The organism is Actinophytocola sp., assembly GCF_036378875.1.
Classification (GTDB): domain Bacteria; phylum Actinomycetota; class Actinomycetes; order Mycobacteriales; family Pseudonocardiaceae; genus Actinophytocola.
In genome coordinates this window covers 72870-95921 of sequence record NZ_DASUVO010000153.1, presented here as the reverse complement: position 1 = coordinate 95921, position 23052 = coordinate 72870, and the positions used below count along the sequence as shown (strand labels likewise).

Here is a 23052-nt window from a genome sequence, read left to right as displayed (position 1 = left end):
TCGAACCTGTGCAAGGTTGATCCACAGTCGGTCCCCAGTTGTCCACAGGATGGTCCCCAGAAGCGAGGCGTTCGCCCCCAGGTTGTGCACAGGACTGGGGATGCCCACGAATCCCCTTTCCGGGTGATGGGCGGTCGAGAGTGCGACGCAGGACACATCGACGGACACGACAGAATTGCGAAACTTCCTGCCATACAAGGAAGTTCGGGCCGCCGAGTGGGCAGCTGAGCGGGCAGTGGAGTGGGCAGTGGAGTGGGCAGTGGAGCACGCGGAAGAACGGGCTCCGTCGTGCGGAGCCCGTGTCAGTTCGCGCGGAGCCTGCCGAGCGCGCATCGGCCTGAGCGGAGCGCCCACCGCGTCAGCCGCGGGCGCGCTGCTTGATCCGTGAGGTGAGTTCCTGGACCTGGTCGTAGACACGACGCCGCTCCGCCATCTCCTTGCGGATCTTCTTCTCCGCGTGCATGACGGTCGTGTGGTCGCGGCCGCCGAACGTCTGGCCGATCCTCGGCAGCGACATGTCGGTCAGCTCGCGGCACAGGTACATGGAGATCTGCCGTGCCCCAGCGAGCGCCTTCGTCTTCCCGGGTCCGCACAGGTCGTCGAGCGAGACGCCGAAGAACTCCGCCGTGACGGCCATGATCGTCGCGATGCTGATCTCAGGGATCTGCGAGTCGGGGATGAGGTCCCGCAACACGATCTCGGCGAGGCCGATGTCGACCGGCGACTGGTTCAGTGAGGCGAACGCGGTGACGCGGATGAGCGCGCCCTCGAGCTCGCGGATGTTGTGCTCTATGCGGGCCGCGATGAACTCGAGCACCTCGGCCGGCGCGGGCAGGCGGTCCTGTGCCGCCTTCTTGCGGAGGATCGCGATGCGGGTTTCCAACTCCGGCGGCTGGATGTCGGTGATGAGCCCCCACTCGAACCGCGTGCGGAGACGGTCCTCCAGGGTCTCCAGCCGCTTCGGCGGCCGGTCGGACGACACCACGATCTGCTTGTTGGCGTTGTGGAGGGTGTTGAAGGTGTGGAAGAACTCCTCCTGGGTTCCTTCCTTGCCCTCCAGGAACTGGATGTCGTCGACGAGCAGGATGTCGATGTCGCGGTAGCGCCGCTGGAACGCGACCTTGCGGTCGTCGCGCAGCGAGTTGATGAAGTCGTTCGTGAACTCCTCGGTCGACACGTACCGCACGCGCATGCCGGGGAACAGGCGCTGCGCGTAGTGGCCGACCGCGTGGAGGAGGTGTGTCTTGCCGAGCCCGGACTCGCCCCAGATGAACAACGGGTTGTACGCGCGGGCCGGGCCCTCCGCGACGGCGACGGCGGCCGCGTGCGCGAACCGGTTGGACGCGCCGATCACAAAAGTGTCGAACGTGTACTTCTCGTTGAGCCGGGTCTTGGAGGTCTGCGGCTGCGCGGGCGCGGTGAAGGGCTGCCCGCTGGACGGCTGACCGGTCATCGTCGGCCAGATCTCGTGGACGGTGGCGAGCGCGTCGCCTTCCTCGTCCACCTCGTCGTTGTCCGTGCCGTCGCCGATGCCGTTGTCGATCGCGCCAGGCGGCTTCACAGTATTACTAGGGTTCACTGGCTTGATGGGTGCCATCACGAGCGTCTGCTCGACGAGCCCGGGGATGCCGGGCCGCGGCCTCGGGGGTGGGGGCGGCGGTGGTGGCATCGGCGGCGGGGGCACCACGACCGGTGGCGACTGCTGGGTGCTGACCGGGTCGACCTTCACCGCGAGCGAGACCACGCGGCCGAGGCGGCGGGAGAGTGCGTCGGTGATCGGTTCGCGCAGTGCCCGCTCGATCGCGTCCTTCGCGAAGTCGCTCGGCGCGGCGAGCAAGGCGGTGCCGTCGAGCAAACCAATGGGTCGGGTCACCCGCATCCACGCCCGCTGCTGCGGGGAAAGCGTGCCGGCGGACAACTCCCGCACGACCTGCTCCCACACCACACTCAAGTTCATCTGCTGCTCGGACACCTACGAGCTCCCCTCCCCTCGCTGGCCTTGCACCATCACCGCTACCCCTCGCTGTGTCGGCACCCTGGTGCGGCCCGCCGGGAGGCGAACGGCTGGAGCGGCCCGGCTCGGCAGCATCCACAGGGTTGTCCACAACTGTGCACGAAGGTACGACGGACCGCAGCGGAACCCGCAGGAGGCCCTGCCGAATCTTCTGCAGCGCAGTGGGCTCCCACTCCCTCTGGCCAACCAAGAGCACGCACGCTAACAAGCCCCGGCGCATGCCACAAGACGCAGGCCTGGGCAAGCACCCAACGTGCGCGGCGTGTCGCCCAGCGGCCCCGGATATGGCGCCTGGGTGGGGTGCCGTACCCTGTGAAGGTCTCCCGTCAGTTGTGGGTGAGTCCTGCGCGCCGTCAGGCCGCGACGGGGACAGCAATACTGAGACGAGCCAGTAAATCGGGAGATCCAGCCGTGAGCAAGCGTACTTTCCAGCCGAACAACCGGCGCCGGGCGAAGACCCACGGGTTCCGCCTGCGCATGCGTACCCGTGCCGGCCGGGCGATCCTCGCGGCTCGTCGGCGCAAGGGTCGCAAAGACCTCTCCGCCTGAGCAGCTTGCTCCCCGCGCCCAGTCGACTTACCGGCAGCGACAACTTTCGGCTAGTGACAAGGAAGGGCCGCCGCGCTGGGCGACCCCGGCTCGTCGTACACGCCATCACGGCCGAGGAGGTCGCTCGCTTCGGCGCGGGCAGTGTGCGGGGAGTCGACCGTGTCGACCCGGCGCTCGCCGAGGTCGACGCGGTCCCCAGGGTGGGGTTCGTGGTGAGCAAGGCGGTCGGTAACTCGGTGGTCCGCCACCGGGTGACCCGCCGCCTACGCCACGTACTGCGAGATCGTCTGGGAACCGTGCGGCCCGGCTGCACGTTGGTCGTTCGAGCGCTGCCGCCCGCCGCTTCGGCGGCGAGTGCCGACCTCGGGAGCGACATCGAAGCCGCCTTGCGGCGGCTGCGGCTAGGCCGCGAAGACAGTGACACCGGCGGTGCCAAGTGACCACCCTGCCCGACACCGAGGACCATGCCGAACGCAAGGCAGGTCCGGTGGCGCGGGTGCTTCTCGTGCCCGTCAACTTCTACCGGCGATGGATCTCGCCGGTGCTTCCCCCCAGCTGCCGGTTCGAGCCGAGCTGTAGCGCGTACGCCGTCGAGGCACTCACGACCCACGGCGCACTGCGCGGCTCCTGGCTCACCGTGCGCAGGCTGCTGCGCTGCGGGCCGTGGCATCCCGGTGGATACGACCCGGTGCCGCCCCGACACACAGACCTTGATGAGCCGGCCAACGCCAGGACCGCCGGCCCGGAACAAACAGCCGCCAAGGAGTAGCTCTCGTGCTCGACTTCATCTACTACCCCGTGTCCTTCATTCTCTGGTGCTGGCACTGGGTGTTCGGGCACGTCTTCGGTGAGGCGAGCGGTATCGCCTGGGCGCTCGGCATCGTGTTCCTGGTCTGGACGCTCCGGGCGATCATGTTCAAGCCGTTCGTGAAGCAGGTCCGCTCGATGCGGACCATGCAGCAGTTCGCGCCTGAGATGAAGAAGATCCAGAAGAAGTACGCGAACGACCGGCAGCGTCAGGCGCAGGAGATGCAGAAGCTCCAGCGCGAGCACGGCTTCAGCCCCTTAGGTGGCTGCCTGCCGATGCTGATGCAGATCCCGGTGTTCATCGGTCTGTTCCACGTGCTGCGGTCCTTCGGCAACAGCCCTCACGAGAACTACTTCTTCGACGCGAGCGGTGTCAGCTCGTACCTCCAGGCCAACCTCTTCGGCGCGGGTCTGTCGAACTTCATCACTCAGCCGCAGGACCTGCTCACGAAGTACGGCGCGAGTGACCGCACCGCGGTCATCCTCGTGTCGATCCCGCTCATGATCCTGGCGAGCGTCCTGACACACCTGACGGCTCGCCACTCGGTCGAGCGTCAGAATCCCGAGTCGGCCACCCCGCAGACCGCGATCATGAACAAGCTGACCCTGTACATCTTCCCGCTCGGTGTGCTGATCTTCGGCTTCTTCTTCCCGATCGGCCTGCTGATCTACTGGCTGTCGAACAACACCTGGACGCTGATGCAGCAGCGGCTCGTCTACAAGCGGATCGACCGCGAGGAAGAGGAGAAGAAGCAGGCTGCCATCGAGAAGCGGACCAACCTCGCGCCGAAGCCGGGCGCGAAGCCAGACCAGGTTCGCAAGCGCGGCACCGCCCCGGCGCCTGGCGCCAAGCCTGACCCGAACGTCAAGCCCGCGCCCAACGCCAAGGCCGCCGGCACCGCCAAGAAGAACGCGTCGACGAACAAGCCGCAGCCCGGTGCGAAGCCCGCGCCCAACGCGAAGGCCGCGGGCACGGCCCGCTCGAAGCCCGCCGCCAACGACAAGTCGGCGAAGTCCACCGAGTCGTCCGCCAACGGCAACGGCTCCACTGTTTCCGGTCTGAGTTCAGACCGTTCCCGCAAGAAGAACACAGGCCGGAAGAATCGCTGACGCGGCTGATCCGGACCTGGAGAGGAGAAGTCGTGCCGGAGACGGTGCAGGAGTCGGGTGCTGACGGGGTCGCTGCCGGCGCCGAGGAAGAGCTCACCGATGGGGGTAGCCAGAACGGCGAGGCCGACCGGGGCTCGTCGAGCGAGGACCTCCTCGTCCGCGAGGGCGACATCGCTGGGGACTACTTGGAGCGGCTGCTCGACCTCGTCGACTACGACGGAGATATCGACCTCGACGTCGAGGCCGGTCGTGCGGTGGTGAGCATCGATGGCGGTGAAGATCTGGAGAAGCTCGTCGGCCCTCGGGGCAACGTGCTCGAGGCGCTGCAGGAGCTGACCCGTCTCGCCGTCCAACAGGAGACCGGCACTCGCAGCCGGCTCATGCTGGACATCGCCGGATGGCGTGCCGACCGTCGCGAGGAGTTGGCTGAGCTTGGTCGGGAGACCGCCGAGCGCGTGCTGGCGGACGGCGAGAAGATCCGCCTCCAGCCGATGACTCCGTTCGAGCGGAAGGTCGTCCACGACGCCGTCGCTCAGGTCGAAGGTGTGCACAGCGAGAGCGAGGGTGAGGACCCACGGCGGCGTGTCGTGGTCTTCCCCAAGTCATGACTGTTTCACGTGAAACATCGATAGCGGTTTTTGGTGAGGGCCTGACGGCGGCGGTGCAGTTCGCGGAACTGCTCGCCGCCGTCGGCGTTGAACGGGGTTTGATCGGCCCGCGTGAGGTCGAGCGCCTCTGGGACCGACACCTCCTCAACTCGGCCGTCGTCGCCGAGGCCATCCCCGAGGGCGCTCGCGTGGTGGACCTCGGGTCCGGCGCGGGACTGCCCGGCGTGCCGCTGGCCATCGCCAGACCCGATCTCGAGGTCACTCTTCTGGAACCAATGGCTCGACGGGTGGCGTGGCTGACCGAAGTCGTCGATACTCTCTCGCTGTCCGCACATGTAGTTCGGGGCCGCGCGGAAGACCCGGCCATCAAGCAGCAACTCGCGGGCGCCGATGTAGTCATCGCGCGGGCGGTCGCTCCGCTTGCTCGACTCTGGACGTGGAGCGCCCCCCTGCTTCGACAGGGTGGCCGGCTCGTCGCGCTCAAGGGCGAGAGTGCGGGCGAAGAGGTCACGCGTGACGGCCCCGCGGTGACCCGAGCAGGTGGCTCGCTTCCGGTGGTCGAGCAGTGCGGAGTCGGCGTTCTGGAGGTGCCGACCACCATCGTCGTGGTCGAGCGCCTCAACGAGCAAAAGAGCGGACGCAAACCGCGACGCGCGGGCAAGCATGCGCAGCGACATTGAGTCCTGCACGTCATGATGGAGCGAGTAATTGTTTCACGTGAAACAGCACGATTTTGTGCCGACTGAGGCGAGGTGCAGCCACCGATGACCGGACGCCATGATGTCCAGGGCGCGAGCGATGCCATGCATGACAACGTGGAGGCCGCGGTCGCGGTATCCGGGTGGACGCCGATCGCCGAAGAGGCAGAGCGAGCCACCCGCATGCTGCACCCGAAGACCAACCTGCCCAGGCCGTCTCGACGCCGCGTCATGACCGTCTCCAACCAGAAGGGCGGCGTCGGCAAGACGACGAGCGCGGTGAACCTCGCCGCCGCGCTCGCCATGCACGGGCTCAAGGTGCTCGTCATCGACATGGACCCTCAGGGCAACGCCAGTACCGCACTCGGCGTCGACCACAGGTCCGGCGTGCCGTCCATCTACGAGGTGCTGATCGGCGAGGTGTCGCTGACGGACGCGGCGGCGGTCAGCGACCAGTCCCCCAACCTCTACTGCGTGCCGGCCACCATCGATCTCGCCGGCGCGGAGATCGAGCTGGTGTCGATGGAGAGCCGCGAGTCCCGGCTCAAGGAGGCGCTGCCCAACGGCGCGCTGGACGACCTGAACCCGGACTACGTCTTCATCGACTGCCCGCCCTCGCTCGGCCTGCTGACCGTCAACGCGATGGTCGCCGCCGACGAGGTCCTGATCCCGATCCAGTGCGAGTACTACGCGCTGGAGGGTCTCTCCCAGTTGCTGCGCAACATCGAGCTCGTGCAGAACCACCTCAACCCCGGCCTGCACGTCTCGACGATCCTGCTGACGATGTACGACGGGCGCACCAAGCTCGCCGATCAGGTGACGGCGGAGGTCCGGAAGCACTTTGGCGGCACGGTCCTGCGTACTGTGATCCCGAGGAGCGTGAAGGTGTCCGAGGCACCAGGCTTCGGGCAGACGGTGCTCGCGTACGACCCGGGTTCGCGGGGTGCGATGAGCTACCTCGACGCGGCCCGGGAGATGGCCGAGCGCGGGTTCGGCGAGGAGTAGGAAGCAGCACATGAGCGAGCGCAAGGGTGGGCTAGGCCGAGGTCTCGCGGCATTGATTCCGCAGGGGCCGGCCGACGGCGCGGGCGGGATGAAACTGCCGACGGCGCCCCGGCCGAAGCCAGCAGCGGTAGCGGGCAAGCCGGCTGAACCGAGTGGTTCGGTCGGCGGTGCCGTGTACAAAGAGATCCCGGTCGGCGCGATCAAGGCCAACCCGAAGCAGCCTCGTCAGGTCTTCGACGAGGACGCGCTCGCCGAGTTGGAGCACTCGATCCGCGAGTTCGGGCTCATGCAGCCCATCGTCGTCCGCGAGCTGGGCGACAACTCGTACGAACTGGTCATGGGCGAGCGGCGGCTCCGTGCCGCCCAGCGCGCGGACCTCGGCAAGATCCCGGCCATCGTCCGTCAGACGGCCGACGAGGCCATGCTGCGCGACGCGCTGCTGGAGAACATCCACCGCGTGCAGCTGAACCCGCTCGAAGAGGCGGCGGCCTACCAGCAGCTGCTGGAGGAGTTCGCGGTCACGCACGACGAGCTGGCCTCCCGCATCGGGCGCAGCCGGCCGGCCATCACCAACACGATCCGACTGCTGAAGCTTCCCCTGGCGGTGCAGCGCCGGGTCGCGGCAGGTGTCCTGTCGTCCGGGCACGCCCGCGCTCTGCTCAGCCTCGAGGACGCCGGACACCAGGAGGAGTTGGCCGCCCGGATCGTGGCCGAGGGGATGTCGGTCCGTGCCACGGAGGAGGCGGTCGTGCTCCTCAAGAACGCGGCGCCGCCCAAACCGAGGGCCACCCCGCGCAAGCCGATCCAGGCGCCGGGCCTTCAAGACGTCGCGGACCGGCTCTCGAACGCGTTCGACACGCGTGTGAAGGTCGAGTTGGGCAAGCGCAAGGGCAAAATCGTGGTCGAGTTCGGCTCGGTGGACGATCTCGAACGTATTGTCGAATTGATGTCCAAAAATGGGACAAATCGGACTCGTGACGAGGCTTAGGGATCACCCCAGGGCCTTACGTCACGGTGACGATGACTTCCCGTTGATCAACAACTACTGAGCGCGAGCGACCGCTCGCTCGATCAGACCGGCGTAGATGTCGCCGAGCGAGCGGCCCGCAGCCTCCGCCGCCATCGGCAGGAGCGAGGTCTCGGTCAGTCCCGGCGACGAGTTCACCTCGAGGAAGTACGACGTACCGTCCTCGGCGATGATCGCGTCGGTCCGGGACACATCCCGCAATCCCAGCAGCCGGTGCGCCGCGACGGCGAGGTCCGCCACCGCGTCCGCCGCGGCCTGCTCGAGCCGGGCCGGCCGGTGGAACGTCGTGAGCCCGGCGGTGTAGCGGGCGGTGTAGTCGTAGACACCGGTCTCCGGCTCGATCTCGACCGCCGGCAACGCCACCGGACCGTCCGAGCCCTCGACGACCGTCACCGCCACCTCGACGCCCGGGACGAACCGCTCGGCCAACACGGTCTCCCCGTACGCGAGGCAGCCGACCATCGCGGCCGGCAGGTCCGCCGCGTCGCGGACGACCTGCGCGCCGAGCGCCGAGCCGCCCTGGTCCGGCTTGAGCATCATCGGTAGGCCCAGCCGGTCGACCATCGCGTCGAGGACCGGCTGCGCACCCAACTCACGGAACGTGCTGTGCGGCAGCACCACCCAGTCCGGTGTCGCGAGTCCAGCACGGGCCAGCTCGGTCTTGGCCGTCGGCTTGTCCCACGCACGGCGGCACGCGTGCGAGTCCGCACCCACGTACGGCACGTCCAGCATCTCCAGCACGGTCTGGATGGAGCCGCCCTCACCTTCGACGCCGTGCAGTGCGACCACCACCGCGTCAGGGCGGTGCACCCGCAGCCGCTCAAGCAACGCCGAGTCGGCGTCCCACTCGTCGACCGTGAACCCGACCGAACGCAGCGCGGCCGACAGCCGCCGGCCGGATCGCAACGAGACGTCCCGCTCGTGCGAGAGTCCACCCGAGAGCACCGCAACGGCCAGATCGGACACCGAACACCCCTCAGTAACGACGCACCATCCACTGCGACCGTACACAGTGGATATCTGCCAGGAACTGCTTGCGGTCAGGCGATTTCCGGACCCGGCACCTGCGGTCCGGAACCGGCACGCTGGTTGATCGGCCCGAACGTGTTGGCGAGCTCCAACTCGTCGGCGAGCACGGCCGCGAGCCGGCGCACGCCCTCGGTGATCCGCTCCGGCGTCGGGTAGCAGAACGACAACCGCATCTGCCGGCTGCCGAAGCCGTCCGCGTAGAAGCCGGTGCCGGACACGTACGCGACCCGCGCGGTGACCGCACGCGGCAGCATCGCCTTCGTGTCCACGCCGGGAGGCACGGTCATCCACACGAAGAAGCCACCCGCCGGCACCGTCCACGAGCAGCCGGCCGGCATGTACTGCTCCAGCCCCGCCAACATCGCGTCCCGCCGCTCCCGGTACTCCGACTGGAAGGACTTGATCAGCCCTTTCCAGTCGTGGGTCTTGAGGTACCGCGAGACGATCATCTGGTTCAGCGCGGGCGGGCACAGCGTGGCCGACTCCGTCGCGAGCATCAGCTTCTCGCGCACGGCGTGCGGCGCCAGCGCCCAGCCGACCCGCAGACCGGCGGCGAACGTCTTGGAGAACGAGCCGAGGTACACCACGTTGTCCGGGTCCATGGACCGCAGCGCCGGGTAGGTCTGACCGTCGAAACCGAGGAGACCGTACGGGTTGTCCTCCACGACCAGCACCCGGTGCTGCCGGCAGATCTCCAGGATCTCCGCGCGCCGGGAAACGGCCATGGTGACACCGGCGGGGTTGTGGAAGTTCGGGATCGTGTACAGGAACTTGACCCGACGCCCGGCTGCCTCGGTCGCCGCCAGCGCCGCACGCAACGCCTCCGGGACGAGCCCGTCGGCGTCCATCGCGACATGCACGACGTCGGCCTGGTAGGCGGCGAACGTGCCCAGCGCGCCAACGTACGAGGGCCCCTCGGCCAGCACGACGTCACCAGGATCACAGAAGATCCGGGTCACCATGTCGAGCGCCATCTGCGACCCGACGGTCACCACGACGTCGTCCGGGTGGCCCGAGATGCCCTCGAGCGCCATGATCTCGCAGATCTGGTCCCGCAGCTCCGGCAGCCCGTGTGCGGACCCGTACTGCAGCGCGACCAGGCCGTCCTTGCTGATCAGGTCGGCGATCTCGGTCGACAGCGAGTCCAGCGGAAGGGCCGTGAGGTTCGGCATGCCACCGGCCAGCGACACCACCTCAGGGCGGCTGGCGACGGCGAAGAGAGCTCGTACCTCGGAGGCGGTCATGCCTGCCGCGCGGGCGGCGTAGCTGCGCAGATGTGGATCCAGACTGCGGCTGCCTGCAGGTTCGAGGGACATACGCGCTCATCTCGCCGGGTAATACGCTCTCGAGCGGTGCTCGCTGTGCGAGCGACGCTCGAACGAGTGTAACTGGCGCGATAATCACGTCCTGCCGGTTCCTGCTGAGGAACAAACGGGCTTATCCTGGGTGTCGCACACGTGGGTCGGGGCTCGTTCGGAGCCCAGGGTGGGAGGTCAGGTGTCGCGACGCGTCGTGGGCGTCACGCTGGACAACCTAGAGGATCTCCCGAAACACAGCCGTTCGTGCGTGTACTGGGAGCTCGCGCCGCACCTCAAGGAGCAGGCGGAGGAGTTCGGTACCGCGGACCTGGAGAAGGAGGCCTGGGTCTCCAGCGTGCTCCTGGAGTGGGGTTCGTGCGGCCGGATCGTGTACAGCGACAAGCTGCCGGTCGGGTTCGTGCTGTACGCCCCGCCGACGGCCGTGCCGAGGGCGTCGGCGTTCCCCACCTCACCGCCCAGCCCGGACGCGGTCGTGCTCACCGGCTTCTACGTGCTCCCCGAGTTCCGCCGCGGCGGCCTCGGCCGGATGCTCGTCCAGGCGGTGGCCAAGGACCTCACCCGTCGCGGCGTGAAGGCCATCGAGTCGTTCGGCGACGCGAAGCCGGACGAGGAGCACTCCTGTGTCGTGCCGTCCGACTTTCTCCTGAGCGTCGGCTTCAAGACGGTCAGGCCGCACCCTCGTTGGCCCCGTCTGCGCCTGGAGCTTCGGTCGGCACTCGGGTGGAAGGAAGACGTCGAAGCGGCGCTGGAGAGGCTCCTGGGCACCGTTTCGGTGTCCACGGCGCACCCCGCCCTACAGCAGCAGTAGCTGAAACAGCCCCCGGAGTGATCACTCCGGGGGCTGTTTCATGTGAAACATCGACGATTCTCGCTCCACAAGCTCCGCTCGTTACTCGGCCTTCGCCAGCTCGTGGCGGAGCACGTCCTCGAACGTGAACGTGCCCGTCGGCTGGTCGTTCTCCCCGAGCAGGTAGAGGCGCTTGACCGCGACCAGGATGCCCTCGGCCACCACGTCCCGGAAGGACGGGTCGGACAGACGGCGGCGGTCGTCGGAGTTGGTCAGGTAGCCGATCTCGACGCGGACGGCCGGGCAGCGGGTGAGCCGCAGCGTGTCCCAGGTCTTGCGGTGTGCGCGGCAGTCCCGTAACCCGGTCCGCACGACCAGCTCACGCTGAATGAACCCGGCGAGGGTCTCCCCGATGGTCGACGTGTTGCCGGTCGCCGTGCCGAAGTGGAAGCTCGCCACGCCTTCGGCCACCGAGGACCGGTTGGCGTCCGAGTGCAGCGACAGGAACAGGTCGCCACCCACGTCGTTCGCGAAGTGCGCCCGATCGGCCTCCGACGGGCACTGATGCGGGCCGCGGGAAAGCAGGGCCTGCATGCCGGTCGCAGCCATCTTGCCCTCGAGCCGGCGGGCCAGGTCCCACACGAGGTCGGCCTCGTTGACGCCGGCCACCGAGACACCGGCGTCCTGGCCGCCGTGGCCGGGGTCGATGACGATGCGCTTGCCACGCAGCCGGGGGCCCGCCCTGCGGACTCGTTCCTGCTCACGCAGCAACACCGGCGAGCCACCTCGCGCACGAGGGGACAGCTGGCGCAGCCCCCGCACCGTCTCGGCGCCGCAGATGCCGTCCACAGTGAGCCCGTAGTCGCGCTGGAACGTCCGCAGCGCGGCCTCGGTCTGCGCACCGAACAGGCCGTTGGGACGGCCCGCGTCGTAACCGAGCTCCAGCAGCCGCTCCTGCAGCGCCAGCACGTCGTCCCCGGTGACCGGTGACGACACGAGGTACGCGAGAGGGCGGGCGCCGAGCTGGTAGGTGGCGTCCTTCAGCGCGCGGTAGGTGGCGGGGCCCACGAGGCCGTCGACGATCAGGCCACGCTGTTGCTGGAACGTGGCCACCGCGTGCTCGACCGCCGCGTCGTAGGTCGCCGGCGTGGCCGGCGGGGCGGCCGGCAGGAGGCCGAGCCCCGCGAGCGTCGCGCGGACCTCGGTTACGGCCGGTCCCTGGTCACCGCGGCGGAGTACCCGCATGCACCCCTCGCTCGGGTCAGGCACCGACCCGAGTCGGCGCGGTTTTGCCATTCCTGTCGCAGTATGGCTGCTGGTCCACTATTCTGCCCTGCCACTCGCCGTACGGCGCGGAGGGTCACTTCCCGCGTCGACACGGTCACCGCTATGCACAAGCGGCGCACACCCTGTAGACGGTGTGCGCCGCGTCGTGGTTTCGGGTCAGGCCAGGTAGTCCGAGAGATCGTTCAGCAGGGCCGCCTTGGGGCGCGCGCCAACGATCTCCTTCACCTTCTCGCCGCCCTTGAAGACCATGAGGGTGGGGATGGAGAGGACCTGGTAGTCGCGTGCCGTGGCCGGGTTGGCGTCCACGTCCAGCTTCGCGACAGTGATCTTGTCCTTGTGTTCCGAGGCGATCTCCTCGAGCACGGGCGCGACCATCCGGCACGGCCCGCACCACGTCGCCCAGAAGTCCACCAGCACGGGCTTGTCGCTGTGGAGAACCGCCTCGTTGAACGAGGCGTCGGTGACTTCGACGGTGTTTCCGGCCATGTTCTCTCCTTTGTGATGTTCGCTTCGCCCAGCTAGTTCTGAGTCGCGGCGTACCCGCCGCCAACGAGTTCGGGAGCCACTTCCGCGTTGTCCGACTCACCGTGCTCGGCGAGCCAGCGCTCGGCGTCGATGGCGGCCGCACAGCCTGAGCCGGCTGCCGTGATGGCCTGCCGGTAGGTCCGGTCGACCAGGTCACCGGCGGCGAACACCCCGTCGATGTTGGTGTACGTGGACTGCGGACGAACCTCGACGTACCCGTCCTCGTCGAGGTCAACCTGACCCTTGACGAGCGAGCTGCGGGGGTCGTGCCCGATGGCCATGAACACGCCGGTCACGTCCAGCGTCGACTCCTCGCCGGTCACCGTGTTGCGGATCCGCACCCCGGCCACGTTGCCCTCGCCGTTCACCTCGAGTACTTCGGAGTCGAGCTGCCAGCGGATCTTCTCGTTCGCCTTCGCCCGCTCCAGCATGATCTTCGACGCCCGGAACTCCTGGCGCCGGTGCACGATGGTCACCGAACGAGCGAACTTGGTGAGGAACGTCGCCTCCTCCATCGCGGAGTCGCCACCGCCCACCACGGCGATGTCCTGGTCGCGGAAGAAGAAGCCGTCACAGGTCGCACACGCGGACACACCGTGTCCGAGCAGCTCCTGCTCACCGGGCACGTGGAGGTAGCGGGCCGCGGCGCCCATCGCGAGGATGACCGCCTTCGCGGCGTACCGGACACCGTTCGCGGTGACGTACTTGACCGGGCCGTCGAGCTGGACCTCTTCCACGTCCTCGGCCCGCAGCTCGGCGCCGAACCGCTCGGCCTGCGCCCGCATCTGGTCCATCAGGTCCGGGCCCATGATGCCGTCGCGGAAGCCGGGGTAGTTCTCGACCTCGGTGGTGGTCATCAGCGCGCCGCCGAACTGCGTTCCTTCGAACACCAGCGGGTTGAGCTGGGCACGAGCGGCGTAGACAGCCGCCGTGTAGCCGGCCGGGCCGGAACCGACGATGATGACCTCGCGGACGTTCTCGGACATCTGACCTCCGAAGCGGAGCGCTCTTGTCTGCGCACTCGTGTAACACGATCGTAGGGGCCTGTTGTTCCACGCGTGTGGCGTGACGGGGCGCACTCAAGCTGGACACGAGCAAAGCCGCGTGCGGGACGCACGCGGCTTGTCGAGTCTGTTCAGCCCAGGGATTTGTTGGTGAGGACGGTGGTGCACTCGGGGTCGACGATCACCAGCCGGAGCCGGTGAGCGCCCTCGCCCCCGGCGAGCAGCGCCGCGACTCCCTCGTTGCCGCTCATCATCACCTCACGGACCCCGATCACCTGTGTGGTTTCGATGTCGTGTTCGGCCAGGCAGTCCTTCAGGCCCTGCTCGTCACCCAGCGGGCCGTAGTCCTTCTTGCCCTGCAGCCCGCTGATGGACGCGCCGAGATCCTCGGGCTCGATCTCCATCGGAGCGGTCTCGCCTGTGGTGGCGCCGTCCTGCGCGACCGGCGAGCCGGCTTCCTCCCCGGGCAGCGCCACGAACGTCACCGCGACCGCGGCCGCCGCGGTGGTCAGGATCCCCGCGGCCCACCCCATCCTTCGGTTGCGCTTGCGGCGTGCGCCGGCCATGTCGACGACCGGTGCCATGCCCGGTTGGGCGGGTCGGCTCTTCGCGGCCTCGGCCGCGATGGCGGCGTCGAGCTGCGCGGCGAAGTGTGCGGGCATCGGCTCGACCGGCCGGTCACCGAGCGCCTTGAGGTCCTGCCTGACGCCGTCCAGCGCGGCCAGCGCGGCCTGTGCTTCGGGGTCGCGGTTGACCTGCGCCCACAGTGCGGCGGACTGCTTGGCATCCAGCGCCCCGGCATGCAGGTCGGCGAGTACGTCGACAGACAACGGCGGCCGAGGTGCGGCCCCCGTTCTTCTGCTGTCGGTCATCGTCCCTCCCCGTGGCGCCGTGCTGGCACGTCCCGCCTGACAACTGCGCCATCTGGGACGTTCGCATCTGCACTCGGGTTCCGTAGATGTCCGAGAACTTTGGCCAGTTTCGCCCGACCGCGGGCACACCGGCTCTTCACGGTGCCCTCCGCGATCCCCAGCATCTTGGCCGTCTCGGCCACCGAGTAGCCCTCAACGTCGACGAGGACGATCGGTACGCGCTGGTCCTCCGACAGCTCACCCAGCGCCTTCTGCACGACGAGCGTCGTCTCCCGCTCCGACATCGAGTCACGGGGAGCGGCCGGCTCACCTGGTCCCGTCTCGGGCAGGGGCACGGTCGGCCGTGCCTGCCGCCTGCGCACGCGGTCGAGGCAGGCGTTCACCACGATCCGGTGCAGCCACGTGGTCACCTGTGACTCGGCCCGGAACGAGCTGGCCGCGCGGAACGCGGAGATGAACGCCTCCTGGAGCGCGTCGGAGGCCTCCTCCGGATCTCGGAGGGTGCGCAGGGCGACCGCCCACATCCGATCCCGGTGCCGGCGGACCAACTCCCCGAAGGCACGCGGATCTCCTGCGGCATGTGCCGCGATGAGGTCGGCGTCCGAGCTGGCAGCGGTGGTCACGGACTGAGGATATCGGTCGCCGTTTCAACGTTTCGGGGTGTGGCCACAGACACGTGTAACGCCGTCACCGAACGGAGTGGCTACTGGGCCCGGATGAACTCGACCTCACCGAAGGCGGTCTTGTTGCCGTCGCCCAGTTTCGTGATCCAGACGCACAGGTACTGGGTCGGCTCGGCGCTGTTCAGCTGAATCTCCGTCTTGCCGCTCTGCAGCGTGGCCTCCCCGATCACCTTCGTCTCCTCGAGGGTCGGGTTGGCGGACGGGGCCGTGCGGATCTCCACCACCGTGTTCGGGCTCGGTGAGTCGATCACCACCGAGGCGAACTTCACCGGCTCCGCGAACGACGCCATCAGCCCGACCCCGGGCTTGAGCGCGGGAAACTGCTGTTGGTAGGTGTCGGTCCGCCATTCGGTGCCCGGGTCGCCGTCGGTGGCGAAACCCACTCGCCTCGGGTTGTCCGGGGTGCCGCCGATGTTGAACACCTCGATCGACGCCGGCTCGATCGGGCCGGCCGGTTTCGGCGCTGGTGGCGGCGACTCGCCGTTCGACAGGTCCGGTTGCTCGACGACGAGCGTGTCGCCGGAGCCGCCGCTGTCCTCGCCGAAGAAGTCGATCAGCATGGTGCCCAGCCAGGCGAGAATGGCGACCATGGCGATCGCGAGCGCGGTGACGCCGATGGCCAGCTTGCGTCGCTTCTTCCGGTCACGTGACGGGGGTTTGGTCGTCCACACCGCCTCGGTGTCCTCGTCGACCGGTTCGGCGACCGGGCCGAGGAACTCGGTGCGCTCCACGGAGTCGGCCGCCTGCTCCAGGACGGCGAGCAGCGTCGCGCTGGTGTGGATGGCGCCGATGTGGGTGTCCTCGAGGCAGCGGATGGCGACCGTGGACAGCGCGGGCGGGATGTAGGCGGACAGCACGTTCGGCGGCACGATCGAGCCGTCCGGGGTGACCGGTGCCGGCGGGACGGCTGCCGGTCCGCCAGGCAGCGGCCATCGGCCGGTGATCAGCAGGTACAGGATCGCGCCGAGGCCCTTGACGTCGTCGCGCGGCACGGCCTCGGCCAGCGCGCCGGGGAACGCGAGCCGCAGCATGCCGTCGGGTGTGACGCGGATGCGTTGCGGGTGGTCCACACCCAGCACGAGACCGGCGTGGTGGGCGCGTTCGACGGCGGACGCGAGCGGCTCGAGCAGCCTCGCCGCGTTGGCGCCCGGCAGCGGACGTTCGGCGATCAGGTCGACCAGGTCCGTGCCCGCCGACCAGTCCGCCACCACGATGCCCAGCAGGCCTTCGCCCGGTGAGACACCGTTGCCGAGACCGAGCACGTCGAGCACGCGGGCAGTGGCCGGGTGGTTGAAGGCGGCGGCGTGCGTGGCACGTTCGAGCGTCCGCCTGGCGGCCTGGGCCTGCTTGGCGTTACCAGGGTCGCCGACCAGCACGGTCAGCGCGACGTCACGGCGTAACTGCCCGTCGCGGGCCCGCCACAGGTGCGCGTTGATCCGTAGGTCGTGTCCGAACTGGGCGAGCAGGCGGTACCGACCATCGCCGATCACGGCTCCGGGCAGCAGGAAACTCTCCCCGCCAGGCTCGCCGCCGGGGGTCAACTCGCCGGTCAATGACTCGGTTCGTCGCGTGGCCACTGCTCTCTCCCCGCCCAGCGCACAGGCGCCCCTAGGGCCCCCAGGCGGTCCATCATTGGGTTGCCGGTCAGATTGAGCCTACGTGACTTGCGCTGGTAATTCCCGTCGTTGGCGACTACCGGCGGCGTACCAGTCGGGTGATTCGCGAAACAGCGGGCTGCAACTCGGGCACCTTGAACACCGTGAGCAGGCCGAACGCGACGACGGTGGTCAACAGGCCCTGCACGACCAGCTTGAGCCACGCGGTGAGCCACGGTCCGACCGAGTCCGGCAGGACGCGGTCGAGCAGCAGGGAGGCGCCGACCGCGACGAGCACGCCGGCGCCACCGGCAACGACCGTCTGCGCGATGACCTTGACCACCCGCATGCTCTGCAGCCTGCCGAGCCGCACCCACAGCCACATCTGGCCAAGCACCGCGCCGACCACGAACGAGAGCGAGTTGACCAGCATCACGCCGATCACCACGTCCTCCGGCCGCAGCCGGTCCGCCACGAGGTACAGCATCGGGATCTTCACCACGGTCATCACGACCATGATCAAGGTCGGTGTCCGCGCGTCCTTCATCGCGTAGAACACCCGGATCTGCAGCATGACCAGAGCGAACGGCAGGATCCCGAACGCCGAGAACGCGAGTGCGGTGCCGAGCCGCTGCGCGTCGGCGACGCTCGCCTCACCGACTCCGAACAGCGCGACGCCGATGGCCGAGCCTGCGATCGTGAGCACCGCGGACAGCGGCACCAGCATGACCGTGGACAGCCGGCTGCCGAGCGAGAGGTCGTCGATGAGCTTGTCGGTGTCGCCGTCGGCCGCGGCCCGGGACAGCCTCGGCATGATCGCGGTGAGCAGCGAGACGCCGATGACCCCGTACGGCAGCTGGAACAGCAGCCACGCGTTCGCGTAGATCGCGGCACCGCCCGGCGCGGCCGCGGTCAGGACACGGGTGGTGATCACCATGCCGATCTGGCTGATCGCGACGTAGGCGAGGATCCACAGCGCGAGTCCGCCGAACTCACGCAGTCGCGAGTCGAGGCCCCAGTTCCACCGGAACCTGAAGCCGGACCGACGGAGAGCTGGTAGCAGCACGAGTGCCTGCACGACGATGCCCAGCGTCACGCCGATGCCGAGCACCAGGAGCTTCACGTCGCCCATGCGGACGGGGTTCAGCGAGATCTCGCCCGGCACGATGGCGTAGGCCCCGATGGTCAGCATGATGACCACGTTGTTGATCACCGGTGCCCACGCGGTCGGTCCGAACACGTGCTTGGCCTGCAGGATCGCCGACAGCAACGCGAACAGCCCGTAGAACACGATCTCGGGCAGCAGCAGGTACGCGAACGCGGTGGCCAGTTCGGCGTTGGCCTGGCCGGTCGAGTCGTCCATGTACAGCCGGGTGAACAGCGGCGCCAGGGCGACCGCGACGACCGTGCCGCCCACCAGCAGTGTCATGCCGACCGTCAGCAGCCGGTTCGTGTACGCCTGACCGCCGTCCGGGTCGTCCTGCGCACGGACCAGCAGCGGCACCACCACGCTCGCGAGCACACCACCGAGGAGCAGCTCGTAGACGATGTTGGGCAGCGTGTTGGCGACGGTGAACGAGTCGTTGACGACCGTGAGACCGGCCACCCAGGCCAGCTGCACCTTCCACAGGAACCCGGTGATCCGGCTGACGAGCGTGGCGACCGCCATCGAGCCGCTCGCCTTGGCGAGTGACGGCGCCTGCCGCGGCGATCGCTGGTCCACGCTATGCGCCGTGCTGATGGTCGCTCCGCTGCGCGATCTGTTCACCCGATCCCGTCCTCGCCTCGCCGGCCCGCGCCGCCTTCACCCGCCGGAAGATCCGGAAACCGGCCAGCAACACGAGTACCACACCAGCGGTTCCGGTCACGGCCACGCTGATGATGCCGTACGAGGTCGAGTTGAGCTCCAACCGCACCGGCGCGCCGAGAGATGTGCCACCCGGCGTGGTCAGCTTCACGTCCACGCTGAACCGGCCGGACCGGCTCACCTCGGCCGGGATGTAGCGCTGGTTGCGGGAGAACGGCGGGATCCGGATGTTCTGGACGGACTCCGGGTGCAGGCCGGGGACCGAGCTCAGGTTGATGCGCACCACGATCGTCACCGGCAGCCCGTTGTAGATGCCGACCGGGATCGGGCTGTCCCCAGACGCGAACGAGAGCGGCCGTCCGGGATTGTTCACGACAACCATGTCCCGCAACGCGTCGAGCTGGGCTTCCGCCTGGTCGACCGCCTTGTCGGCGTCCTGGACGCGGCCGCGCCACGCGGTCGACACGCCACGCAGCAGCCCGTACTGGATGGGGGCCAGCAGGTCGTTCGGGTCGACGTTGCTCGTGTTGTCGTCGGCCATCGCGTCGAGCATGTCCCGCCGGGTGGCGTTGATCCGCATCACCTCGGCGGTGACCTGGGTGGGGATCTCCTGTGCGTTGTCCTGCGGGGTGAAGGCGATGTCGCCCGTGGTGCCGCCGTTGGGCGAGTTCACCGCCTGGTCCAGCGGCAGAGGGCTCGCGAACCCGCCGTCGAACAGCTGCCTGGCCAGCAGCAGGAACTGTTCCAGCTCGGCGTTGGAGGCGAGCCAGCGCCGCGGCGGGGCGATCAGCACCTCGCCGCCGACCCGCTCGTCGAACGCGGCCCGGTAGGCCAGCGCGGCGAGCCCGGTCTGCACGGACGTGCCCGTGTCGGGGACGGCGCGGCCGTCGATGGTCGGCGTGGCGGAGGCAGGACGCGTGAGCGCGTCGGAGACGAGTGAGTCGACGGGCAGGGCACGGACGGGGTTGGCCGTCTGGGTGCCGTTGACCGCGTACGGGGCGCGGCCCTCGACCTGCTCGAGATGGGCGGGGTCGGCGAGGATCGTGGCCGGTGAGACGTTCGCCAGGTCGATCAGGGTGCGCTCGTCGAACGAGCCGCCCGTCGGCCAGTAGACCCCGGCCAGCGGCTCCACCGACAGTTGCTTGGCCACGATCGACGAGCCCGTGAGCGACAGCTGCTCTAGGTCGACCGCGCCGGCACGGGACAACGCGACCAGGTCGGCGTCCGCGTACGGCACCGCGATGACGCAGTGACCGTTGGTCAGGTCCCGGACCCGGCCAAGCCAGTCGGTGGCCGCCTGGGCGCCCTTGCCGGCCACGAGCTGGCCGCCCGAGAGCCGGACCTGGTAGCCCTGGGTCATCTTGGCCACGGTCTCCAACAGGTCCGGGTCGACCGCGAAGCAGACGGAGCGCAGCAACTCGTCGCTCGCCTCCGTCGCCGTGCGCACGGAGTTGACCAGGTTGAACAGCCTCCCGCCCACGGTCAGCGAGTCGGCGAGCTCATCGTCGGCGAGCACCGTCTTGCCGTCGGTGGTGGGCAGCCGCCTCGGCTGCTCGTCCAGCAGCGGCCACAGGAGCGTGAGCGCAGGCGGCGCGGTCTTCGGAGTGGCGTCGGGGCCGCCGGGCACGGACATCACCGGCAGCGCGATCGAGACGGCGGCGAGGCGGGCCGGGTTCCCGTAGTCCGGCTGTCCGTTCACGTTCACCAGCAGCGGGTACACGCCGGGCTCGTCGATCTTCAGCGTCTTGTCCGCGCCGCGGATCGGGATGGTGACCTCGAGGTTGGCGTTGTCACCCGGCTGGAGTGTCTTGCTGACCTCCTGGAAGACGCCGGTTGCCGCATCGGTGTTCTGGCCCTGGATGTCCCGCAGCGCCTTGTCCGAGTCGACGGCGTCCCCGCGCTGAAGGCGGACCCGGATCTGGTCGATACGCCGGTCGCCGGTGTTGGCGACCCGGCCCTTGACCGTGATCGACGTCGTGGCGGAGGTGACGACCCGCGGCGAGAGCTCGGTGACGGTCAGTTCCAGGAGCGACTGGGCACCGGTCACGGACGGCACCGGCTGTCCGATGGGTTGCTGCGCCGTCGCCGGCGCGGCGATCGGCGCCGACAGTCCGAACAGCGCGGCCGCGAGCGTTGCCGCAGCCAGTCGCCAGCCGCGCGTCATGGTCGCCTCAGCCCCCATCAGCTTCTACCGAAAGTTCTTCCTCGCTCGGGGCCACCTCGAGCAGCTCCAGCGCCTTGCGGACGAGGCGGCGCTCATCGGCGTAGGCAAGCCTGTCCTCCAGCTCGTCGAGAGCGACCCAGTCGACCTCGGTCACCTCGACGTCCTCGTCGGAAAGATCCCCACCGCGCTCCTCCATCAGGAAGTGGTGCACGGTCTTGTGGATCCTCCGCCGTTCCGCGACGAACCAGTAGTCGATGGTGCCGAGCGGTCGAATTATCTCGCCGACGATGCCGGTCTCTTCCCCGACCTCCCGCACGGCGGTCTCCTCGGGGGTCTCACCCTCCTCTATGTGGCCTTTCGGCAGCGACCACAGCAGCCGACCGCGCCGGTCGAGGCGGCCGATGAGCACCACCTTGTCCCGCGCGAAGTTGATCACGACGCCGCCGGCGGAGGTCTCGTCGACGGCCGCCATCTTGCGCCCGCGTCGTCGGCCGCGGCGCCGCGACGGGACGCCACGCGACCTGCCGGACGACTGGGGCATGTTCGCGATCGTAATGCGGGGATGGCGTCCGGGTTGACTGATCAGTGCCAGTTACGCTGGTTCCCCGTGTCGCAACCCCAGACCATCGACGTCCGTAACCGTGAATCGGAGGAGCAGGTGCGCTTCCCCGTGGCCGACGAGCTCGCCTCCCGGTTCACCGAAGCCGGCCATCAGCTGTTCCTGGTGGGCGGGACGGTCCGGGACGCGCTGATGGACCGGCTGGGCAACGACCTCGACTTCGCCACCGACGCGCGGCCGGAGCGGGTGCGTGAGCTGCTGACCGGGTGGGCGGACGCCATCTGGGACACCGGGATCGCGTTCGGCACCATGGGGGCGACCAAGCGCGGCACCACCGTGGAGATCACCACGTTCCGGTCCGACTCCTACGACCGGATGAGCCGCAACCCCGAGGTGAGCTTCGGCGACTCGATCGCCGCGGACCTGGTCCGGCGGGACTTCACGGTCAACGCCATGGCCATCGACATGGCGACGAAGAAGTTCGTCGACCCGCACGACGGCCGAGGCGCGCTGAAGAAGCGAGTGCTCGACACGCCCGCGACCCCGCAGGAGTCGTTCGCGGACGACCCGCTGCGGATGATGCGTGCGGTCCGGTTCGTGAGCCAGCTCGGCTTCACCATGGCGCCCCGGGTGCTCGACGCCATCCGCGAGATGAACGGCGAGATCAACCGGATCACCGCCGAGCGCATCCAGGCGGAGCTGTCCAAGCTGCTGTGCGGTCGCTACCCGCGTCGTGGGCTGGAGCTGATGGTCGACACCGGCCTCGCCGACCACGTGCTGCCCGAGGTGCCGGCGATGCGGCTGGAGATCGACGAGCACCACCAGCACAAGGACGTCTACCACCACTCGCTCGTGGTGGTAGACCAGGCGATCGACCTGGAGGAGCCGGACACCGAGCCGGACCTGGTGCTGCGGCTCGCGGCGCTGCTGCACGACATCGGCAAGCCGCCCACCCGCCGGTTCATCGAGGGCGGCGGCGTGAGCTTCCACCACCACGAGGTCGTGGGCGCCAAGATGGTCCGCAAGCGTTTGCGCGCGTTGAAGTACTCGAAGGAGATCGTCGAGGACGTCGCCCAGCTCGTGTACCTCCACCTGCGGTTCCACGGCTACGGCAAGGGCGAGTGGACTGACTCGGCCGTGCGCAGGTACGTGACAGACGCCGGTCCCCTGCTGTCCCGGCTGCACAAGCTCGTCCGGGCCGACTGCACAACCCGAAACCGGCGCAAGGCCGCCGCACTGCAGCGCACCTACGACGACCTCGAGGCCCGGATCGCGCGGATCGCGGCCGAGGAGGACCTGGCGCGGGTGCGCCCGGACCTGGACGGCAACGAGATCATGCGCCTGCTCGGGCTGCCGCCTGGTCCGCTGGTCGGCAAGGCGTGGCGTTACCTCAAGGAACTGCGGCTGGACCGCGGCCCGCTGGATCACGACGACGCGGTCGCCGAGCTGCGGAAGTGGGCCGAGTCGGAGGGCATCACCCCGTCAGCGGAATAAGGGTTTGCGGCCCAGGCCGCGGCGTGGCTACGTTGTCGATCAATCCGAGACAGGTGTTCTCCCAGAAGTACGCCGCAGAACGAGAACCCCACCTCGTATCGAGGTGACT

General features: G+C 68.8%; 22 protein-coding genes. 10 read left to right on the top strand and 12 right to left on the bottom strand.

Translation table 11 applies throughout. The features are described 5' to 3' along the window. Positions 1-358: 358 nt before the first annotated feature. Entirely contained in the window at positions 359-1972 is a 1614-nt protein-coding gene (gene dnaA, locus VF106_RS42895) for a chromosomal replication initiator protein DnaA (protein WP_330845786.1), read from the bottom strand. Between the two features lie 453 nt (positions 1973-2425). Here dnaA and rpmH point away from each other — a divergent pair, with 453 nt between their 5' ends. The 8 genes from rpmH to VF106_RS42855 all read left to right on the top strand — a co-directional run bounded on the left by rpmH (position 2426) and on the right by VF106_RS42855 (position 7779). Continuing rightward, positions 2426-2563, top strand: coding sequence for a 50S ribosomal protein L34 (gene rpmH, locus VF106_RS42890; RefSeq protein WP_330845785.1), 138 nt, complete (start codon positions 2426-2428; stop codon positions 2561-2563). A gap of 5 nt (positions 2564-2568) precedes the next feature. Continuing rightward, entirely contained in the window at positions 2569-3003 is a 435-nt protein-coding gene (gene rnpA / locus VF106_RS42885) for a ribonuclease P protein component (protein ID WP_330845784.1), read from the top strand. Then, the gene (gene yidD / locus VF106_RS42880; RefSeq protein ID WP_330845783.1) at positions 3000-3332 is read left to right on the top strand and encodes a membrane protein insertion efficiency factor YidD; all 333 of its coding nucleotides are present in this window, start codon (positions 3000-3002) and stop codon (positions 3330-3332) included. The genes rnpA and yidD overlap by 4 nt, the downstream gene beginning before the upstream one ends. A 5-nt stretch (positions 3333-3337) precedes the next feature. Continuing rightward, the gene (gene yidC, locus VF106_RS42875) at positions 3338-4480 is read left to right on the top strand and encodes a membrane protein insertase YidC (RefSeq protein ID WP_330845782.1); all 1143 of its coding nucleotides are present in this window, start codon (positions 3338-3340) and stop codon (positions 4478-4480) included. 32 nt (positions 4481-4512) lie between these two features. Then, positions 4513-5088: a Jag family protein gene (locus tag VF106_RS42870; RefSeq protein ID WP_330845781.1), complete on the top strand. Its 576-nt coding sequence runs from the start codon at positions 4513-4515 to the stop codon at positions 5086-5088. Continuing rightward, positions 5085-5768: a 16S rRNA (guanine(527)-N(7))-methyltransferase RsmG gene (gene rsmG, locus VF106_RS42865; protein WP_330845780.1), complete on the top strand. Its 684-nt coding sequence runs from the start codon at positions 5085-5087 to the stop codon at positions 5766-5768. The genes VF106_RS42870 and rsmG overlap by 4 nt, the downstream gene beginning before the upstream one ends. Positions 5769-5891: 123 nt before the next feature. Then, positions 5892-6791, top strand: a complete 900-nt coding sequence (locus VF106_RS42860) for a ParA family protein (protein WP_330845914.1) — start codon at positions 5892-5894, stop codon at positions 6789-6791. Between the two features lie 10 nt (positions 6792-6801). After that, positions 6802-7779 carry a ParB/RepB/Spo0J family partition protein gene (locus VF106_RS42855; RefSeq protein WP_330845779.1) on the top strand — a complete coding sequence of 326 codons (978 nt, stop codon included), beginning with the start codon at positions 6802-6804 and terminating at the stop codon, positions 7777-7779. Between the two features lie 54 nt (positions 7780-7833). Here the strand turns inward: VF106_RS42855 and VF106_RS42850 are convergent, their stop codons facing one another. Continuing rightward, positions 7834-8784: a D-alanine--D-alanine ligase family protein gene (locus VF106_RS42850; protein ID WP_330845778.1), complete on the bottom strand. Its 951-nt coding sequence runs from the start codon at positions 8782-8784 to the stop codon at positions 7834-7836. Between the two features lie 74 nt (positions 8785-8858). Beyond that, a complete protein-coding gene (locus VF106_RS42845; protein ID WP_330845777.1) occupies positions 8859-10163 on the bottom strand; it encodes an aminotransferase-like domain-containing protein in 1305 nt (434 codons plus the stop codon). A gap of 181 nt (positions 10164-10344) precedes the next feature. Here VF106_RS42845 and VF106_RS42840 point away from each other — a divergent pair, with 181 nt between their 5' ends. Next, positions 10345-10974: a GNAT family N-acetyltransferase gene (locus VF106_RS42840; protein ID WP_330845776.1), complete on the top strand. Its 630-nt coding sequence runs from the start codon at positions 10345-10347 to the stop codon at positions 10972-10974. Positions 10975-11055: 81 nt separating this feature from the next. Here VF106_RS42840 and VF106_RS42835 read toward each other — a convergent pair whose 3' ends face one another. The 9 genes from VF106_RS42835 to VF106_RS42795 form a co-directional block, all read right to left on the bottom strand. Continuing rightward, positions 11056-12198 carry an N-acetylmuramoyl-L-alanine amidase gene (locus VF106_RS42835; protein ID WP_330845775.1) on the bottom strand — a complete coding sequence of 381 codons (1143 nt, stop codon included), beginning with the start codon at positions 12196-12198 and terminating at the stop codon, positions 11056-11058. Positions 12199-12396: 198 nt separating this feature from the next. Then, positions 12397-12726 (bottom strand): thioredoxin, encoded by a 330-nt coding sequence (gene trxA, locus VF106_RS42830; RefSeq protein WP_330845774.1) that lies wholly within the window; start codon positions 12724-12726, stop codon positions 12397-12399. Positions 12727-12758: 32 nt separating this feature from the next. Beyond that, positions 12759-13751 (bottom strand): thioredoxin-disulfide reductase, encoded by a 993-nt coding sequence (gene trxB / locus VF106_RS42825; protein WP_330845773.1) that lies wholly within the window; start codon positions 13749-13751, stop codon positions 12759-12761. A 149-nt stretch (positions 13752-13900) separates the two neighbouring features. Next, positions 13901-14641, bottom strand: a complete 741-nt coding sequence (locus tag VF106_RS42820; RefSeq protein WP_330845772.1) for an RsmA family anti-sigma factor — start codon at positions 14639-14641, stop codon at positions 13901-13903. Continuing rightward, positions 14638-15264: an RNA polymerase sigma factor SigM gene (gene sigM, locus VF106_RS42815; RefSeq protein WP_330845771.1), complete on the bottom strand. Its 627-nt coding sequence runs from the start codon at positions 15262-15264 to the stop codon at positions 14638-14640. The genes VF106_RS42820 and sigM overlap by 4 nt, the downstream gene beginning before the upstream one ends. Before the next feature lie 80 nt (positions 15265-15344). After that, entirely contained in the window at positions 15345-16901 is a 1557-nt protein-coding gene (locus VF106_RS42810; RefSeq protein ID WP_330845770.1) for a protein kinase family protein, read from the bottom strand. A gap of 115 nt (positions 16902-17016) precedes the next feature. Continuing rightward, entirely contained in the window at positions 17017-18642 is a 1626-nt protein-coding gene (murJ, locus tag VF106_RS42805) for a murein biosynthesis integral membrane protein MurJ (RefSeq protein ID WP_330845769.1), read from the bottom strand. Position 18643: 1 nt separating this feature from the next. After that, positions 18644-20908, bottom strand: a complete 2265-nt coding sequence (locus VF106_RS42800) for a DUF6049 family protein (RefSeq protein WP_330845768.1) — start codon at positions 20906-20908, stop codon at positions 18644-18646. Further along, a complete protein-coding gene (locus tag VF106_RS42795) occupies positions 20898-21431 on the bottom strand; it encodes an NUDIX hydrolase (protein ID WP_330845767.1) in 534 nt (177 codons plus the stop codon). Before VF106_RS42795 ends, VF106_RS42800 begins: the two co-directional genes overlap by 11 nt. A 66-nt stretch (positions 21432-21497) precedes the next feature. Between VF106_RS42795 and VF106_RS42790 the strand changes: the two genes are divergently transcribed. Continuing rightward, entirely contained in the window at positions 21498-22943 is a 1446-nt protein-coding gene (locus VF106_RS42790; protein WP_414639192.1) for a CCA tRNA nucleotidyltransferase, read from the top strand. Positions 22944-23052 lie beyond the last annotated feature (109 nt).

Coding starts and splice junctions, on each gene's coding strand:
- rsmG (WP_330845780.1), top strand. CDS start 5,085: ATGACTGTTTCACGTGAAACATCGATAGCGGTTTTTGGTGAGGGCCTG.
- VF106_RS42860 (WP_330845914.1), top strand. CDS start 5,892: ATGCATGACAACGTGGAGGCCGCGGTCGCGGTATCCGGGTGGACGCCG.
- VF106_RS42855 (WP_330845779.1), top strand. CDS start 6,802: ATGAGCGAGCGCAAGGGTGGGCTAGGCCGAGGTCTCGCGGCATTGATT.
- VF106_RS42845 (WP_330845777.1), bottom strand. CDS start 10,163: ATGTCCCTCGAACCTGCAGGCAGCCGCAGTCTGGATCCACATCTGCGC.
- VF106_RS42835 (WP_330845775.1), bottom strand. CDS start 12,198: ATGCGGGTACTCCGCCGCGGTGACCAGGGACCGGCCGTAACCGAGGTC.
- trxA (WP_330845774.1), bottom strand. CDS start 12,726: ATGGCCGGAAACACCGTCGAAGTCACCGACGCCTCGTTCAACGAGGCG.
- trxB (WP_330845773.1), bottom strand. CDS start 13,751: ATGTCCGAGAACGTCCGCGAGGTCATCATCGTCGGTTCCGGCCCGGCC.
- VF106_RS42820 (WP_330845772.1), bottom strand. CDS start 14,641: ATGACCGACAGCAGAAGAACGGGGGCCGCACCTCGGCCGCCGTTGTCT.
- VF106_RS42800 (WP_330845768.1), bottom strand. CDS start 20,908: ATGGGGGCTGAGGCGACCATGACGCGCGGCTGGCGACTGGCTGCGGCA.
- VF106_RS42795 (WP_330845767.1), bottom strand. CDS start 21,431: ATGCCCCAGTCGTCCGGCAGGTCGCGTGGCGTCCCGTCGCGGCGCCGC.